The sequence below is a fragment of the Bacteroides sp. 2_2_4 genome (genome assembly GCF_000157055.1).
GTDB lineage: Bacteria > Bacteroidota > Bacteroidia > Bacteroidales > Bacteroidaceae > Bacteroides > Bacteroides ovatus.
This window is the reverse complement of sequence record NZ_EQ973360.1, coordinates 438,217-454,580: the sequence shown is the minus strand read 5'-3', so window position 1 is coordinate 454,580 and position 16,364 is coordinate 438,217. Positions and strand designations below refer to the sequence as shown.

Here is a 16,364-nt window from a genome sequence, read left to right as displayed (position 1 = left end):
ACTATAATGAAAAAAATATATAGAACAATCATATCATTAGCCTGCTTGGCACTAACGTTTTCATCCTGCCAAGACTGGCTTGATTTATATCCTTCTGATGAAATCAAGGAAGAATATCTTTTTTCTTCAGGTGATGGATTCCGGACAGCATTGAATGGTATTTATCGTAAATTATCAACATTTGATTTGTATGGAAGTAATTTGACGTGGGGGATTGTAGATGCTTGGGGACAAGTGTATGATAAGAATAGAGCTCCAACGAGTGGTAGTGGACAGGCAATGAGTAAAATCTGTAATTTTAATTATAAGCATTCAGAGTTGACACCAACAACAGATGCTATGTGGAATGCAGCTTGGAATATTATTGCCAACTGTAATAACTTGATACAGCAGGCAGAGGTTGCTGATCCTGCATTATTTTATGATCACGATACTGAACGCCGTATGATTTTGGGAGAAGCAATAGGATTACGTGCATATATGCATTTTGATTTACTTCGTATGTATGCTCCTGCTCCTGCTGCGAATCCTAATACACGTACTTTTATTCCGTATGTAGACAAATATCCTAGTTATGTGAATGATAAACAAACGGTTAGCTATTGTCTGGAACATGCTATTGCTGATTTAAAAGAATCACAACGTATTTTATTTGATATAGATACAGAGAGTACAAATTTTAATCCTGATAGGCGCTTTGTGCAAAAAGTGGCTGGTGAAGGTGCTTTTGCTGCGTTAAGAGGGTACCGTTTGAATTATTATGCTGTAACAGCCATATTAGCAAGAGTATATTTATATGCAGGAATGAACGACGAAGCATATGCGGAAGCGAAGAAGTTGATAGATGAAGAGGAGAAAACAAAATATTTTGCAGCCGATGAATCTTATTATGCTTCTGATAACTTTAAGAACGGTAATATGAAGATGTATGATAATATAATTTTTGCATTGTATTCTCCTACAGAATTAGTAGACTGGGATAGTGAGATTAATCATCTGACTGATGGTAAATCAGAATCTGATCAGAACTATTTGTCTTGGAGTAGTAAAATGCTTGATGCTGTATATGGTATAGAGAAAGAGAATGATTTTCGCTTTAAGTATCAGTTGGAATCAAAATACTATGGATATAATTACCGTACATTGAAATATTATAAACAAGTGGAAAGTACAGAATACGGTAAGGCAAATAATCAGATTATTCCGATGATTCGCATGTCTGAAGTATATTATATTGCGGCTGAAGCGATTTATACAGAAGGTGATTTGCTTAAAATAGCTGAAGCAAAAAGTTACTTAGAAAAAGTGAAAAAAGGACGCGGTATTAAGACTGTAGATTATTCATCTGTTTCTTCTAAGAATGATTTTGTAAATATGATTGTAAATGATGCACGTCGGGAGTTTTTTGGAGAGGGACAAACATTATACATGTTTAAACGTCTAAATAAAGTTTTGACTTGTGATAGTGGTGAAATTCCAATGACGGAAGAATATGTCGTATTACCGTTACCTGATTCGGAAAGTAATATCAAATAACTAAACTTGGAGTAAGAAAATGAATATCAAGAATTTTATAATTCCTGCTATAGCATGCTTTTGCTGCTCTAGCTTTTTTATCTCTTGTGAAGAGAAAGGTTTGATGGTCAATGATAATGACGTCTCGTATATTATCTTTGCCAAAGATATGACTAAAGACACTACAACTGTTTCATTTAAGGTTTATAATGAGGGCGAAGTTCCGGAGATTCCATTAGAGGTTTCAGTATATGGTAAAGTGCAGGATAAAGATCTGAAGTTTTCTGTAAGTGTAGATGAAGATCGTACAACTTTACCTGCCAATTTATATGAATTACCAACAGAGTGTCTGATTGAAAAAGGTCAGCTGACGGGAAGTGTTTGTATAAAATTGAAGAATTCAGAAATATTGAGTACTAATACATTGATTTTAGCATTAAAAATAGATGAGAAGGAAGAAGTAAGAGAGGGAGCAAGACAATACTCAAGAGCAATTGTTACTGTAACAGATCGTTTATTTAAACCCAGTTGGTGGTCGGTAGCTGATACAGGTGGTGCTGATACTCCTCTCAATTCGGTTGAAGAATATTATTTAGGGATATATTTAGAAGATAAATATAAAATGTTTTTGGATGAGTTGAAAAAGGATGATATGGTATTTGATGGCAAGAACAAACAAGTACTACGTAAATATGCATTGAAGTTGAAAAATACTTTGAAAGATATTAATGCGGAAAGAGCAGCACAAGGTTTGGGGCCATTGGTTGATGAGAAAACACAATTAGAGATTACAGTTCCTGTTGCAGGGTAATAGAAAGGAAGTTAGTTTATGAATAAATCGTTTGTATATATAATCATAGCAATCTTATGTGTAGCTATGTCAGCTTGTCTGGATGATGACAACAATTATAATTATGATAAGTTAAATGAGCTTCAAGGAGGATATCAATCTATTGGAGGACTTAAAGATGATTATAGCATTGCTGTAGATGAAAAGTTAACTTTAACACCGACTTTTAAGTTTACAATTGATAGTATTGCACCGGATGTGAGTTATGAGTGGTATTTGGATGGCCAATTGTTAGCGGATGAACAAGGCCCATCCTATACTTTTTCTTCTTCTAAAAGTGGTACTGCTCGAATTACTTTTGCTGTGATAGATAATAAGTCGGGGGTAAAGTTTGCGAGATCAACAACTGTTAAGATTCGGACAGAGTTTCAACGGGGATGGGCTATTCTTTCTAGAGGAAATGATAACAGGTCTATTTTGAACTTTATTATTCCTTCCACTGTAACCTATTTTACAACTATAGATGGGAATGAGGAAGCACGTGATTCATTAGTGTATCATAGAGTGAAGATGGATGTAACTCCTAATTTAGGAATGAATCCTATTGGTTTAATGGAAAATCTGGGTAATATGGATTACTATAGTTCATTGGGTCTTGAAGTATATGATGAACTGCTTGTAAAGCAAGATAAATGGGCTGAATTGAATGGTAATACTTTGGAACATGAATTGTATACTTTTGAAGAGTTCAATAATGATTTACCTGATAATTTTTCTCCCGTAGAAGCTGCTATGACATATTCGGCAAAATTACTTCGTAATGAGAATGGGCATATTTTCTTAAATAATAAAATCGATGCGGGTGACTTTCATGCGGGATTTTATACATCTGTTCCGTTAAATAATGGAATGAAGTTTCGTAGACTGTTTCAGAGTCTTAAAATTAATGACCTTTATTGTTCCGTTATTCCAGCACTGAAGGAAGATAATACATTAGTTGGAATTTATGACGGTGGTATTACTGTTAGTGATTATAGTACAACCATCAGTGAGAATTCTACTAAACTGACTGGAAATGTTTATGAAATTACAGAAATGAATGATCAGAAGCATTTTCAAAAAATGTCTCAAGAAGTTGTGGATATGATTCCTGCTGCTAGTGCAAGGAAAAATGATTATGATGTTTCGGCAGCTGTTCCTGCTTGGGTCGCTCTGATGAAAGAACCCGGTAGTAATTCGTATGGATTGAGATATTTCGCATTGGAAGGAAAAGATGGAGGAGGTGTTGCAACTATTTCAGAGACTGAATATTTTGAGAAAGAATTAGGGGTAATACCAAGTTATAAAGACATTGCAGTTTTTAATAATAAAATGTTTGTTGTAATTGCAGATGGAAATAGACTATGGTATTGTCAATATGGTCAAGATCCGGAGACTGGTACTAACCATAATGAAGCAATGCTTTTGTTAGGAGAAATGACTAGTGATATAGTATCGTTAGCTGTTAATGACTTGTCTGCTTCTCCATATATGCCAAGTTATAATGGGCAGTTGGGAGTTGCGTTAGCGGATGGAACATTCAGTATTTATGAAGTTAAAGAAACCAAAAATCAGGCTACTGGGGTTTGTGAAGAAGTTACTTTAGGTAAGCTGTTCCCTAATGAAGTTATAGAAGATAACCACTTTGGTAATGTTGTTGATGCACTTTATAAACTTGGTCGTGGGTTTGATTATTTCTGGTTTGAGTTTTAATTAATATATGAATGTTTTTTTGAAAGAATTATTATAATGAGTATTAAAGTTTTTTTTGTAACTGCTATACTAACATCTTGCACTATGGTGCAGATGATTGCTCAGGTATCTATTGGTAAATCAAGCAATATATTTGCCAATTATGAATTGGCAGATAAATTTCAAGATTTTACTTTAGGAGGTAAATTGTCTAATATTAGTCTATCGGTTTACCCTCGGGGAATTAACGATACAGATAATTTCTGGTTTGAGTTTCAAACAACATCAGGCAAGGAATATTATTATGTAATGCCTGCTGCAGGAAAGCGTGAACCTCTATTTGACAAAGGGAAGATGGCTATGCAGTTAAGTGAATTTACCAAAGGTGTAGTAGATAGAAATAAACTGGATATCTCATCTGTAACTTTTGCCAAAGACCAAGGCTCGTTTGAGTTTGATTATAAGAGTAAACGATACAGCTATAATCGTCTGACGGGCAAGTTGACATTAGTAGAGAAGAAGGAAGAAAAGAAGGAGCCGGAAGAGCCCGTTTATAGCTGGATGACTTTTTCACCTGATAAAAAGTATATTTTGTATGCTAAGAATCACAACCTGTATGTAAAAGGAAATAAAGCATTGGGAGTGGATACAACCGAGGTACAGTTGACTACGGATGGGGTGGAAAATTTTTCTTATGCTCGTGAAGAAGAAGCGGGGGAGAACGGAGAAGTGCCGACAACAGCACTTTGGTGTCCGGATAATCGTCATATTTATGTAGTACGTGATGATAACCGTTTGTTGCGGGATTTTTGGGTAATTAATTCATTGGAAGATTCTCCTTCATTGATAAAGTATAAATATGAGTTTCCTGGTGACAAGTATGTTACTCAGAATGAATTGGCGATTATCGATATTGTAGAGAAAACAGTGAAAAAAGCAAAGATAGATAAATGGAAGGACCAATATATAAGGCCTCTTCATGTTACTTCGGATAGCAAATACTTGTTTTTTGAACGTACTAAGCGTACTTGGGATGAAGTAGATGTATGCTCTGTTAATCTGTCAACTTTGGAGGTGAAAGAAATCATTCATGAAGAAGATAAGCCATACCGTGATCCACATGCTCGTAATGTTGCGATCTTAAATGATGGAAAAGATATTCTGTTCCGTTCAGAACGTACTGGTTGGGGGCATTATTATCACTATGATGGAGATGGAAATCTCAAGAATGTGATGACTTCCGGTGAATGGGTAACAGGCTATATTAATTCTATTGATACGCTGAAACGCAAAGTTTATCTGTATGGATATGGTAAAGATAAAAAAGTAAATCCTTTCTATTACATGCTTTATGAAGTTGACATTGACAGAGAAGGAGTAACTCCTTTGAGCACGGAAGACGGACAGCATAATGTGAATTTCTTGAAATCTCATAATTACTATGTCGATACCTATTCAAGAGTGGATATGGAGCCTAAGATTATGTTGAAGGATCGAAGAGGCAAGGTGATTATGGAACTGGCAAAACCGGATTTGGACCTGGTCTATGCATCAGGTTGGAAAAAACCGGAACGTTTTGTCGTGAAAGCTGCTGATAATGTTACCGATTTGTATGGGGTGATGTGGAAACCGTCCAACTTTGATCCGGAAAAGAAATATCCGATTATTTCAGTCGTTTATCCTGGACCTTATTTTGGATTTGTACCTACAAGTTTTACGTTGGATGATAGTTATTGTACTCGTATGGCGCAGCTTGGTTTTATTGTAATTACAGTAGGACATAGGGGTGATACGCCGATGCGTGGTAAAGCATATCACCGTTATGGTTATGGCAATATGCGTGATTATCCGCTGGCAGATGATAAATATGCGATTGAACAGTTAGCTCAACGTCATGCGTTTATTGACGGTAAGAAAGTCGGTATTTACGGGCACTCTGGTGGTGGATTTATGGCTGCGGCTGCTATTTGTACTTATCCGGACTTTTATACGGCTGCTGTTTCTTGTTCCGGAAACCATGATAATAATATCTACAATCGTGGTTGGGGAGAGTGCTATAATGGTGTGAAAGAAGTGGAAAAGGTTGTGAAAGACAGTCTGGGTAATGAGACGAAAGAGTATGAATATAAGTTTAGCGTGAAGTCGAATGCAGAAATTGCTAAGAACCTGAAAGGTCATCTGATGCTTGTAACAGGAGATATGGATAAGAATGTCAATCCAGCACATACTTATCGTATGGCTAAGGCACTGATTGAAGCCGGTAAAGACTTTGATATGTTAGTGATTCCGGAGGCTGGTCATGGATATGGTTCTGCTGATAAGTATTTTGAAAGGAAAATGTACCGCTTTTTTGCCAAACATTTACTGGGCGATACTCGTGCAGACTGTTGGGAAGACATAAACCGTAGTAAATAAGACGATAAACTATATGAAGAACTCTTTCTTTAGGTATTTGTTTTTGGTAGCTGTGCTGCTGTCATACACCTCTGTCGAAGCACAACAAAAAGCGAAAGATCAGTCTGCGGAACAACAGTCTCATTTATTGAAACCGTTGGATATAGCAGCTTGTATGTCGTGGAAGCGCGTCGAATCACCAGATATTTCCCCGACAGGGCGATGGGTGACTTATCGCATTGCTCCGATGGAATATAATTCGGATGATAAGGAGTCGAAGATATTGCATCTGTTTGATTCGCGTACACGAAAAGAAATAGTATTGCCTGATGTCGAACAGATCCAATATTATGATGCAGACCGAGCTGTTTATTACGAACAGGCGGATACTGCCGGAAATATGAAGACTATATTGATGTCGTTACCTTCCGGAGTGAAGACGGAGTGGACGTATAAAGAATCTTTCCGTCCTGTGGAAGGGGTTCCTTATTCGGTGTCTGTGAGCAATGTACCGGAAGATACGGTCAACCATATTCCGTCTTTCGATTGTTTGGTGGTACGTCACCTTAAGACTGGAACTGCATTTCAGATTGATAGTATAGGCTATTATACGTTGTATAATCAGAATCGTTCGATTCTTTTTATTCGTAAACAAGCCAAAGGAAATGCTTTGTGTTATGGCCCGTTGGTAGGTCCCTACCGGACTATTTATCAAAGTTCTGTCAAGAAAGGATTTTCTTCTTTCAGTCTTGACAAAGAACGGATGACCGGAGAGTTTACTGTGAAGGATTCATTATGGTATAATTTCTCTTTGAAGAATAATACTTGCGACCTTGTATTCGACCGTAAGGAGATTGTCATTCCTGCGGGAATGGAACTTGTCCGGGCTAGTCTGTCAAGTAGCCAGAAGTTTCTGACAATGGAACTCAGACCTTATCAGGAGAAAGTAAATAAAGATAAGAAAGAAGAGGAAATAAAGCCGGATAAGAGTTTTGAACTGGAGTTGTGGACCTGGGATGAATATGAAGTACCTACTTTGCAGACTCGTAGCCGTTATTCCCATCCTCAATATTCGAAATATATCTATGACATTACTTCCCAAAAATTGACGGAAGTAGCTCCTGGACATGCTGATTTGTTGGAGCCGGACCGTGCGGAAGAGATTCATTATGTGCTTTATACGGACGAAACGCCTTATCGTTCGCAGAAAGACTGGCTTAATGAAATGCCGTTTGACATCTATTCTGTGAATGTACATACGGGAGAAAAGCAATTGGTAGGACGTAGCTACCGGACAAGACCGAGGTGGTCGGTGAACGGCAAATGGGCTGTGATGTATGATCCTGTTGCACAGGTATGGAATAAGTTTGACGGAAAAACGGGTGAGGTTACCGATATTTCAACAGCTATTGGGTATCCGATATTCGAGGAAACTTATGACAAACCAAATCCTGCACCTGCTTATGGTATTGCTGGTTGGACTGCTGATGGTAATAATGTGTTGATTTATGATGCTTATGACTGGTGGAAGATCGATTTGACCGGAGAACGTCAGCCGGAATGTATCACTAAGGGGTATGGTCGCAAAAATCAGAGATCTATCCGTAAAATGACCAGCAATATTGACAAAGAAGTATTCAATCCGGACGAGACGATTATAGTTAGTGTATGGGATGAAAACACAATGGATGAAGGTATTTATTCACTTGACATGAAAGGTCGCTTGAAGAAGCTCGCAGAAGGTCCTTACATCTATTCAATTCATCGTTTTTCTGACAATCAGAAGTATTGTATTTGGAATCGTCAGAATGTATCAGAATTCCGTGATCTGTGGTGGAGTAAATCGGATTTCTCTGATCCGATTCGTATAACGAACGCTAATCCTCAACAAAGCGAATACAAATGGGGTACTGCAAAGTTAGTGGAATGGACTAATTATGAGAATAAGCCTAACAAGGGAATACTTTACTTGCCGGAAGATTATGACGCTAAGAAAGAATATCCCGTTCTGGTACAGTTCTATGAAACACATTCCGGAGGACTGAACACTTATCACGCTCCTATGTTGAGTAGCGCAATGGCGGATGTGATGTACTTTGTAAGTAATGGGTACATTGTATTTATGCCGGATGTGCATTTCACCATAGGAACACCGGGACAGAGTAGTTATGATGCAGTAGTAAGCGGAATGAAATACTTGATAGAGCAGGGGATAGCGCATCCGGGAAAAATAGGTCTTCAGGGACATAGTTGGTCAGGTTTCCAAGCTAGTTATCTGGTGACGAAGACGGATATATTCGCTTGTGCTAATATCGGGGCTCCTATTACTGATATGGTAACCGGTTATTTGGGTATTCGTGGTGGAAGCGGTTTGCCGCGTTATTTCATGTATGAAGAATGGCAAAGCCGTATGGGAAAGAGTTTATGGGAAGCCAAAGATAAGTATTTGGCAAGCTCTGCTATCGTAGAAGCGGATAAGATACATACTCCATTATTAATTTGGCATAATGATAAGGATGAGGCTGTTGCCTACGAACAAGGTCGTGCACTTTATTTAGCTATGCGTCGTTTACAACGTCCGGCATGGCATCTTAATTACAAAGGTGAAGGGCATTTTCTTGGTAATCAGGCTGCACAGAAAGACTGGACTATCCGGATGAAACAGTTCTTTGATTATTACCTGAAAGGAACAAAAGAGCCGCGTTGGATGAAAGAGGGTATTCATTTGCGAGAACGTGGAATTGATCAGAAATATGATTTACTAGAAAAATAAATTAAAATGAAGAAACTATTAATGACAGTTATGGCTCTGTCTTGCTTTGCATTCAGCAGCTACGGACAGAAAAAAGTGGAGAAACAAATTATTGGTAAATGGTGCAACCCTTATACCTATGAATCAACAGGCGAACTCAAGGGGTTTGAGTTTAAAAAAGGTGGAAAATGCTCTGCCATCAACGTACCGTCTTTAGATCTTAGAACATGGAAGATAGATGAGGACGGCTATTTGATTATAGAAGGATTCAGCAAAGAAGACGATGGAAAAATAGAAGTGTATAAGACGCGTGAACGTATTGGTTACGTAACATCTGATTCATTGGAATTGGTTGTTCAGGAAGCACAGCCGCGATTGGCTTTTCTGTATCTGAATACGAAATCAATCAAGAAGCTGGTTACTCCGGAAGTAACTCCCGACAAAAAGTAATAAATCTCTCTCTTAATAATTTAGTGTTAATATTAGCATGTTGTTGCTAATGAAACGCCCCGTTGTAGTGATTACAATGGGGCGTCTTCGTTTTACAGAATTTATACAGTATGTTGCAGTATAGTCTGTTTTAGTAAACCGTTTATTTATTGAAATCGTTTGCAGTTGAGGCTTGCTTACGCTTGTCGCATGGTCAATGCTTGATTCTCCGCAGCTTCCATAACTTCCCGTTCTCCGGGACCTTTATCGTTGATGCCGCACAAGTGAAGAATCCCGTGGATAATCACACGATGTAGTTCATCTTCGTATGAAGCACCAAATTGTTCCGCATTGGTGCGTATCGTGTCCAGGCTAATGAATAAGTCGCCTGATAAACGATCGCCTTCACAATAATCGAAAGTAATAATATCCGTGTAGTAGTCATGTTGCAGATACTGGCGGTTTACTTCCAGAATCTTCTCGTCCGAGCAGAAGATATAAGCGATTTCACCGAGTCTTTTTCCGTAAGAAGCGGCTACGGCTTTTATCCATTCCGTAGTCTCGCGTTTCTTGATATCAGGCATTTTTACGCCTTCTGTTTGATAAGTTACAGCCATAATTGAATGTTATGATTTAAAAGAAAAATAAATAACTGATTAAGATAGCGGCTATGATACCCGAGAAGTCTGCTATCAGACCGCAAGTCACTGCATTACGAGTCTTGGTTATACCCACACTGCCGAAGTAAACGGCCAGAATGTAGAATGTGGTATCTGAAGCTCCGCGTACTACGCAACTCATACGCCCTACAAATGAATCCGGTCCCAGTTCTTTCATCGTATCGATCATCAAGCCGTTGGCACCGCTACCGCTAAGCGATTTCATCAATGCAGTAGGAAGTGCCCCTACAAAGCTCGTGTCAACTCCGCATGAGCCTACTATATAGCCGATGCCTCCTACCAGAAAATCCATTGCTCCCGAAGTGCGGAATACTGCAATTCCTACAAGGAAAGCAACCAGATAAGGAATGATGCGCACAGCCGTCGTAAATCCCTCTTTAGCTCCCTCCACAAACGAATCGTATACATTGATTTTCTTTCTGACTCCCGTCAAAATAAACAGAATGATGACACTGAACAGTAGAATATTCGCTATCAGCGTAGAATAAGTACCCATATCTTCCCGCGAGACACTTAGAAACAGATAAATCAAGCCGGAAAAGAAAAGGCAGATAACGCCCATTAAAAGGAGAATAGGCTTATTGATTAAGTTTATCTTTTGAGCGATGCTAACTGCTATGACTCCTACTAAAGTGGAAATGAAAGTACTTAGCAGGATAGGGATAAATACATCTGTAGGCTGTGCAGCCCCCATTTGTGCACGATATACCATGATGCTGATCGGAATAATGATGAGGCCGGAGGTATTAATCACCAAGAACATAATCATCGGATTGGAAGCAGTGTCCTTTTTCGGATTCAGATCCTGTAGCTCTTTCATAGCTTTCAACCCCAGCGGGGTGGCGGCATTGTCGAGACCGAGCATATTGGCGGACATATTCATGAAGATGGAGCCTAACACCGGATGCCCTTTAGGAATGTCTGGAAACAGACGGCAAAGCACCGGACTAAGAAAGCGGGCCAGTGCATTAATCAATCCGCTGTTCTCGCCAATTTTCATGATACCTAACCAAAGGGCCAGTACACCCGTAAGTCCCAGCGATATCTCGAAAGCTGTCTTTGAAGAGTCGAATGTAGCGTTCATGATAGCCGTAAATATCTCCGTATCTCCCAAAACAATCACTTTTATAAGAGCGATGATAAAGGCTATGACGAAGAATCCTATCCAAATGTAATTTAGAACCATAGTTGATAACGTGTATATAGATAGTGCAAAAGTAGTTATTACGTTTCAAATAAACTAAATCTTCGTCTTTCTTATACTGAAAATGAATGTAAATCTCTATCTTTGTCTCCTACTTTCAAGAAATAAATGGAACAGGAAGATTTTAACATACGCGAACATCAGCTTACTTCAAAAGAACGGGATTTCGAGAATGCACTCCGTCCGTTAAGTTTTGAAGACTTTAGCGGGCAGGACAAGGTGGTGGAAAACCTTCGCATTTTTGTGAAGGCGGCACGCCTGCGTGGCGAAGCACTCGACCATGTGCTGTTGCACGGCCCTCCCGGATTAGGAAAAACAACTCTTTCGAATATTATTGCTAACGAATTAGGAGTTGGCTTTAAAGTAACTTCCGGTCCGGTGCTCGATAAACCGGGTGATCTGGCAGGAGTGTTAACCAGTCTCGAACCGAACGATGTACTTTTTATCGATGAAATTCATCGGTTGTCGCCTGTGGTGGAGGAATATCTTTATTCGGCCATGGAAGATTACCGCATCGATATTATGATCGATAAGGGACCTTCGGCACGCAGCATCCAGATAGATTTGAATCCTTTCACGCTGGTTGGTGCAACCACACGTAGCGGTCTGCTGACGGCTCCGCTTCGTGCACGTTTCGGTATTAATCTTCATTTGGAGTACTATGATGATGATATTTTGAGCAATATCATTCGTCGTTCTGCGTCCATACTGGATGTGCCTTGTTCGGTACGTGCAGCATCGGAGATCGCTTCCCGTAGCCGCGGAACGCCCCGTATTGCCAATGCCTTGCTCCGTCGGGTACGTGATTTTGCGCAGGTGAAAGGCTCCGGTTCTATCGATACGGAGATCGCCCAGTTTGCATTGGAAGCACTGAATATTGATAAGTACGGCCTGGATGAGATAGACAACAAGATACTTTGCACCATTATAGACAAATTTAAAGGTGGTCCGGTAGGTATCACTACCATTGCCACGGCTTTGGGAGAAGATGCGGGAACCATTGAGGAAGTTTACGAACCTTTCCTGATAAAAGAAGGATTTATGAAGCGTACTCCCCGTGGACGTGAGGTGACCGAACTTGCCTATAAACATTTGGGAAGAAGTCTTTATAACAGTCAAAAAACGCTGTTTAATGACTAACATAAAGCGTCATGTGACAAGTGGTATTAACGGTATAAAAGAACTTTATAAAGCATAGTTGGATGATGAAGCAATGGACTACTTTACTTGTTTTTCTCTTTTTGAGCTTGTCTTTATCGGCTCAACAGGAATATGGGAGGGATATTTTTGTCTCTTCTAAAGGAGACTCTTTACCTTATCGGATGATTCATCCCGAATCGGTGAAGCCAGGTGAAAAGTATCCGCTCGTACTGTTTCTGCATGGAGCCGGCGAACGGGGAAATGATAATGAGAAACAGTTGACTCATGGTGGACAGATGTTTCTTAATCCGGTCAATCAAGAGAAGTATCCCGCTTTCGTTCTAATTCCACAGTGTCCGACAGACGGTTACTGGGCTTATACAGGACGTCCGAAGTCGCTTATCCCTACAGAAATGCCAGTGGGACAAGAGATCAGTCCTATATTGCAAACGCTTAAACAGTTGCTCGACTCTTATCTGGTAATGCCCGAAGTGGACACACAACGGGTTTATATTATCGGTCTTTCAATGGGAGCGATGGGAACGTATGATTTAGTCGTGCGTTATCCGGAGATTTTTGCAGCTGCAGTTCCTATTTGCGGTACAGTCAATCCAAGTCGGCTATCGGTTGCCAAGGATGTGAAATTTCGTATCTTTCACGGAGATGCGGACGATGTAGTTCCGGTGAAAGGTTCTCGCGAAGCGTATAAAGCACTGAAAGCTGCCGGTGCAGATGTGGAATATATTGAATTCCCCGGTTGCAATCATGGGAGCTGGAATCCGGCTTTCAATTATCCCGGATTTATGGATTGGTTGTTCAAACAAAAGAAGAAACGTTGAACCAATCTGAATGATAATTACTAATAAAACATGGCTGGACTAAAATCATTAGCTAAAGATACGGCAATTTATGGGTTGAGTAGTATTGTCGGACGGTTCCTTAACTACATGCTGGTGCCTTTGTACACAGCGGTATTGCCAGCTTCCACCGGAGGTTATGGAGTTGTTTCAAACGTATATGCGTTTACAGCCCTGATGCTTGTACTGCTTACGTTCGGTATGGAAACGGGATTCTTCCGTTTTGCCAACAAATCGGGAGAAGACCCGATGAAAGTATATGCCAACTCCTTGTTATCGGTAGGAGGGGTATCTTTGATTTTTGTTTTCCTTTGCTTGTTATTCCTGCAACCTATTTCCAATTTACTGGATTATGGCGATCATCCGGAGTTTATAGCGATGATGGCTGTTGTGGTAGCTTTAGACTCTTTCCAATGCATTCCTTTTGCCTATTTACGGTATAAAAAGCGGCCTATTAAGTTTGCTGCTATTAAACTGCTCTCTATCGTTGGTGGCATCGGTTTGAATTTATTTTTCCTATTGGTGTGCCCGTGGCTGAATGTACATTGTCCGTCAACGATCTCCTGGTTTTATGATCCGGATTATTTAGTGGGATATATCTTTATTAGCAACCTGATTATTTCGGTTGTCCAGATGTTCTTCTTTATTCCGGAACTGACAGGTTTTGCTTATAAGTTGGACAAGGTATTGCTGAAACGAATGGTCGTATATTCTTTCCCGGTATTAATCTTAGGTTTGGTAGGTATTCTAAACCAGACTGTGGATAAGATGATCTATCCGTTTCTTTTTGAAGACCGGCAGGAAGGGTTGGTGCAATTGGGTATCTATGCGGCAACCAGTAAGATTGCGATGGTGATGGCAATGTTTACGCAAGCTTTCCGTTATGCTTACGAACCGTTTGTCTTTGGCAAAGACCGAGAAGGAGACAACCGGAAGATGTATGCCGCTGCGATGAAGTATTTTCTTATATTTTCCTTGCTAGCTTTCCTAGCTGTCATGTTCTACCTTGACTTGTTGCGTTATCTGGTGGCAAGGGGTTACTGGGAAGGCCTGGGGGTAGTAGCCATTGTAATGCTTGCAGAGATCTGTAAAGGGATCTATTTCAACCTCTCCTTTTGGTATAAACTGACGGATAAGACCTATTGGGGAGCCTACTTCTCGGTGATTGGTTGTGTTATTATTGTCGTATTGAACATCCTGTTTGTGCCGGTTTACGGTTATCTTGCTTCAGCATGGGCTTCTGTTGCGGGCTATGCAGTCATCTTGTTGCTATCCTACTGGATAGGACAGAAAGAATACCCGATTCATTATGACTTGAAGAGCCTCGGACTTTATGTTCTGCTGGCAGCGGTACTTTACGTTATTGGAGAGCAGGTTCCTATCTCTAATATAGTGCTTCGTCTCGCTTTCCGTACCGTACTCTTATTGCTATTTATAGCTTATGTTATCAAGAAGGATTTACCATTGAGTCAGATTCCTGTTATTAATCGATTTATAAAGAAGAAATAACTATGAAGACAGATGAACGTAATAAGTTTGCTATCAAGTCCTTTCTGGGAGAATATCTGGACTTGAGGAAAGATAAGGATAACGAACTGGCCACAGTGGATTCTATCCGTAAGGGGGTAGAGTTTAAAGGTGCCAATTTATGGATTCTGATCTTTGCCATATTCATGGCATCACTCGGATTGAATGTGAACTCCACTGCCGTTATTATCGGTGCCATGTTGATTTCTCCATTGATGGGACCTATAATGGGAGTAGGACTGTCTGTCGGACTGAATGACTTTGAATTAATGAAACGCTCTTTGAAGAGCTTTCTCATAACGACTGCTTTCAGTGTGACTACGGCAACAATCTTTTTCCTTCTTGCCCCTATTGCCGGTTCACAGTCAGAGTTGCTGGCACGTACATCGCCCACTATTTATGATGTATTCATCGCGCTTTTTGGTGGTTTGGCAGGTGTCGTGGCTCTCTCTACCAAGGAAAAAGGAAATGTGATTCCGGGTGTTGCCATTGCTACTGCATTGATGCCGCCGCTTTGTACGGCAGGTTACGGACTGGCTTCCGGTAATCTCATTTATTTCCTGGGTGCTTTTTATCTTTACTTTATCAACTCTGTTTTTATCAGCCTGGCTACTTTCCTCGGTGTTCGTGTGATGCATTTCCAACGGAAAGAGTTTGTGGATAAAACCCGTGAGAAGACCGTACGTAAATACATCGTTCTGATTGTAGTGCTTACCATGTGCCCTGCAGTTTATCTGACATTTGGAATTATAAAGAGCACTTTCTATGAAGCAGCAGCCAATCGTTTTATAAACGATCAGTTGAGCTTTGAGAATACGCAGGTACTTGATAAGAAAATTAGCTATGACCATAAAGAAGTACGGGTTGTTTTGATTGGTCCTGAAGTGCCTGACGCTTCGATATCTATTGCTCGTAGCAAGTTGAAAGAGTATAAGCTGGAAGATACGAAACTGATTGTATTACAGGGGATGAACAATGAGGCGGTAGATGTATCTTCTATCCGTGCCATGGTCATGGAAGACTTCTATAAAAACAGTGAGCAACGGCTTCAACAACAGGCGGTGAAAATTTCCCAACTGGAGACAACACTGGAGCAATACAGAACGTACGATGCTATGAGTCGTACATTAGTACCCGAATTGAAGGTACTTTATCCTTCCATCACAACTCTTTCCATCGCTCACTCGCTCGAAGTGCGGGTCGATTCGATGAAGACGGATACGGTGACATTGGCTGTCCTTAAATTCGCCAGACATCCGTCTGTTGCTGAAAAAGAGAAAATCAGCGAATGGCTGAAAGCCCGCGTAGGAACGAAGAAGTTGAGGCTGATTACAGAATAATGAAT

The 16,364-nt window shown here is 40.0% G+C and carries 12 protein-coding genes; 10 read left to right on the top strand and 2 right to left on the bottom strand.

Annotated elements, in window-relative coordinates:
* The first annotated feature begins 6 nt into the window (after nucleotides 1-6).
* The 6 genes from BSCG_RS13020 to BSCG_RS13045 all read left to right on the top strand — a co-directional run bounded on the left by BSCG_RS13020 (nucleotide 7) and on the right by BSCG_RS13045 (nucleotide 9,632).
* Nucleotides 7-1,536 (top strand): RagB/SusD family nutrient uptake outer membrane protein, encoded by a 1,530-nt coding sequence (locus tag BSCG_RS13020; protein WP_008776150.1) that lies wholly within the window; start codon nucleotides 7-9, stop codon nucleotides 1,534-1,536.
* A gap of 19 nt (nucleotides 1,537-1,555) precedes the next feature.
* Nucleotides 1,556-2,326 (top strand): DUF4843 domain-containing protein, encoded by a 771-nt coding sequence (locus tag BSCG_RS13025; RefSeq protein WP_008647164.1) that lies wholly within the window; start codon nucleotides 1,556-1,558, stop codon nucleotides 2,324-2,326.
* An 18-nt stretch (nucleotides 2,327-2,344) separates the two neighbouring features.
* Nucleotides 2,345-4,057 (top strand): PKD-like family lipoprotein, encoded by a 1,713-nt coding sequence (locus tag BSCG_RS13030; RefSeq protein ID WP_004311921.1) that lies wholly within the window; start codon nucleotides 2,345-2,347, stop codon nucleotides 4,055-4,057.
* An 84-nt stretch (nucleotides 4,058-4,141) separates the two neighbouring features.
* Nucleotides 4,142-6,451: a S9 family peptidase gene (locus tag BSCG_RS13035; protein WP_004311920.1), complete on the top strand. Its 2,310-nt coding sequence runs from the start codon at nucleotides 4,142-4,144 to the stop codon at nucleotides 6,449-6,451.
* A 13-nt stretch (nucleotides 6,452-6,464) separates the two neighbouring features.
* Nucleotides 6,465-9,203 (top strand): prolyl oligopeptidase family serine peptidase, encoded by a 2,739-nt coding sequence (locus tag BSCG_RS13040; protein WP_032849535.1) that lies wholly within the window; start codon nucleotides 6,465-6,467, stop codon nucleotides 9,201-9,203.
* A 6-nt stretch (nucleotides 9,204-9,209) separates the two neighbouring features.
* The gene (locus BSCG_RS13045) at nucleotides 9,210-9,632 is read left to right on the top strand and encodes a lipocalin family protein (RefSeq protein ID WP_008647168.1); all 423 of its coding nucleotides are present in this window, start codon (nucleotides 9,210-9,212) and stop codon (nucleotides 9,630-9,632) included.
* Between the two features lie 176 nt (nucleotides 9,633-9,808).
* Here BSCG_RS13045 and ybeY read toward each other — a convergent pair whose 3' ends face one another.
* Together ybeY and BSCG_RS13055 are read right to left on the bottom strand one after the other, a co-directional pair.
* Nucleotides 9,809-10,228: an rRNA maturation RNase YbeY gene (gene ybeY, locus BSCG_RS13050; protein ID WP_008776145.1), complete on the bottom strand. Its 420-nt coding sequence runs from the start codon at nucleotides 10,226-10,228 to the stop codon at nucleotides 9,809-9,811.
* 16 nt (nucleotides 10,229-10,244) lie between these two features.
* Entirely contained in the window at nucleotides 10,245-11,477 is a 1,233-nt protein-coding gene (locus BSCG_RS13055) for a nucleoside recognition domain-containing protein (protein WP_004311917.1), read from the bottom strand.
* Nucleotides 11,478-11,603: 126 nt separating this feature from the next.
* Here BSCG_RS13055 and ruvB point away from each other — a divergent pair, with 126 nt between their 5' ends.
* From ruvB to BSCG_RS13075, 4 genes are all read left to right on the top strand, one after another.
* A complete protein-coding gene (ruvB, locus tag BSCG_RS13060; RefSeq protein WP_004298040.1) occupies nucleotides 11,604-12,635 on the top strand; it encodes a Holliday junction branch migration DNA helicase RuvB in 1,032 nt (343 codons plus the stop codon).
* Nucleotides 12,636-12,697: 62 nt separating this feature from the next.
* Complete coding sequence (locus tag BSCG_RS13065) at nucleotides 12,698-13,474, top strand: dienelactone hydrolase family protein (RefSeq protein ID WP_004298042.1); 777 nt, start codon at nucleotides 12,698-12,700, stop codon at nucleotides 13,472-13,474.
* A 30-nt stretch (nucleotides 13,475-13,504) separates the two neighbouring features.
* A complete protein-coding gene (locus tag BSCG_RS13070) occupies nucleotides 13,505-15,001 on the top strand; it encodes a polysaccharide biosynthesis C-terminal domain-containing protein (RefSeq protein ID WP_008776143.1) in 1,497 nt (498 codons plus the stop codon).
* A 2-nt stretch (nucleotides 15,002-15,003) separates the two neighbouring features.
* Nucleotides 15,004-16,359, top strand: coding sequence for a TIGR00341 family protein (locus BSCG_RS13075; protein ID WP_004298044.1), 1,356 nt, complete (start codon nucleotides 15,004-15,006; stop codon nucleotides 16,357-16,359).
* Nucleotides 16,360-16,364 lie beyond the last annotated feature (5 nt).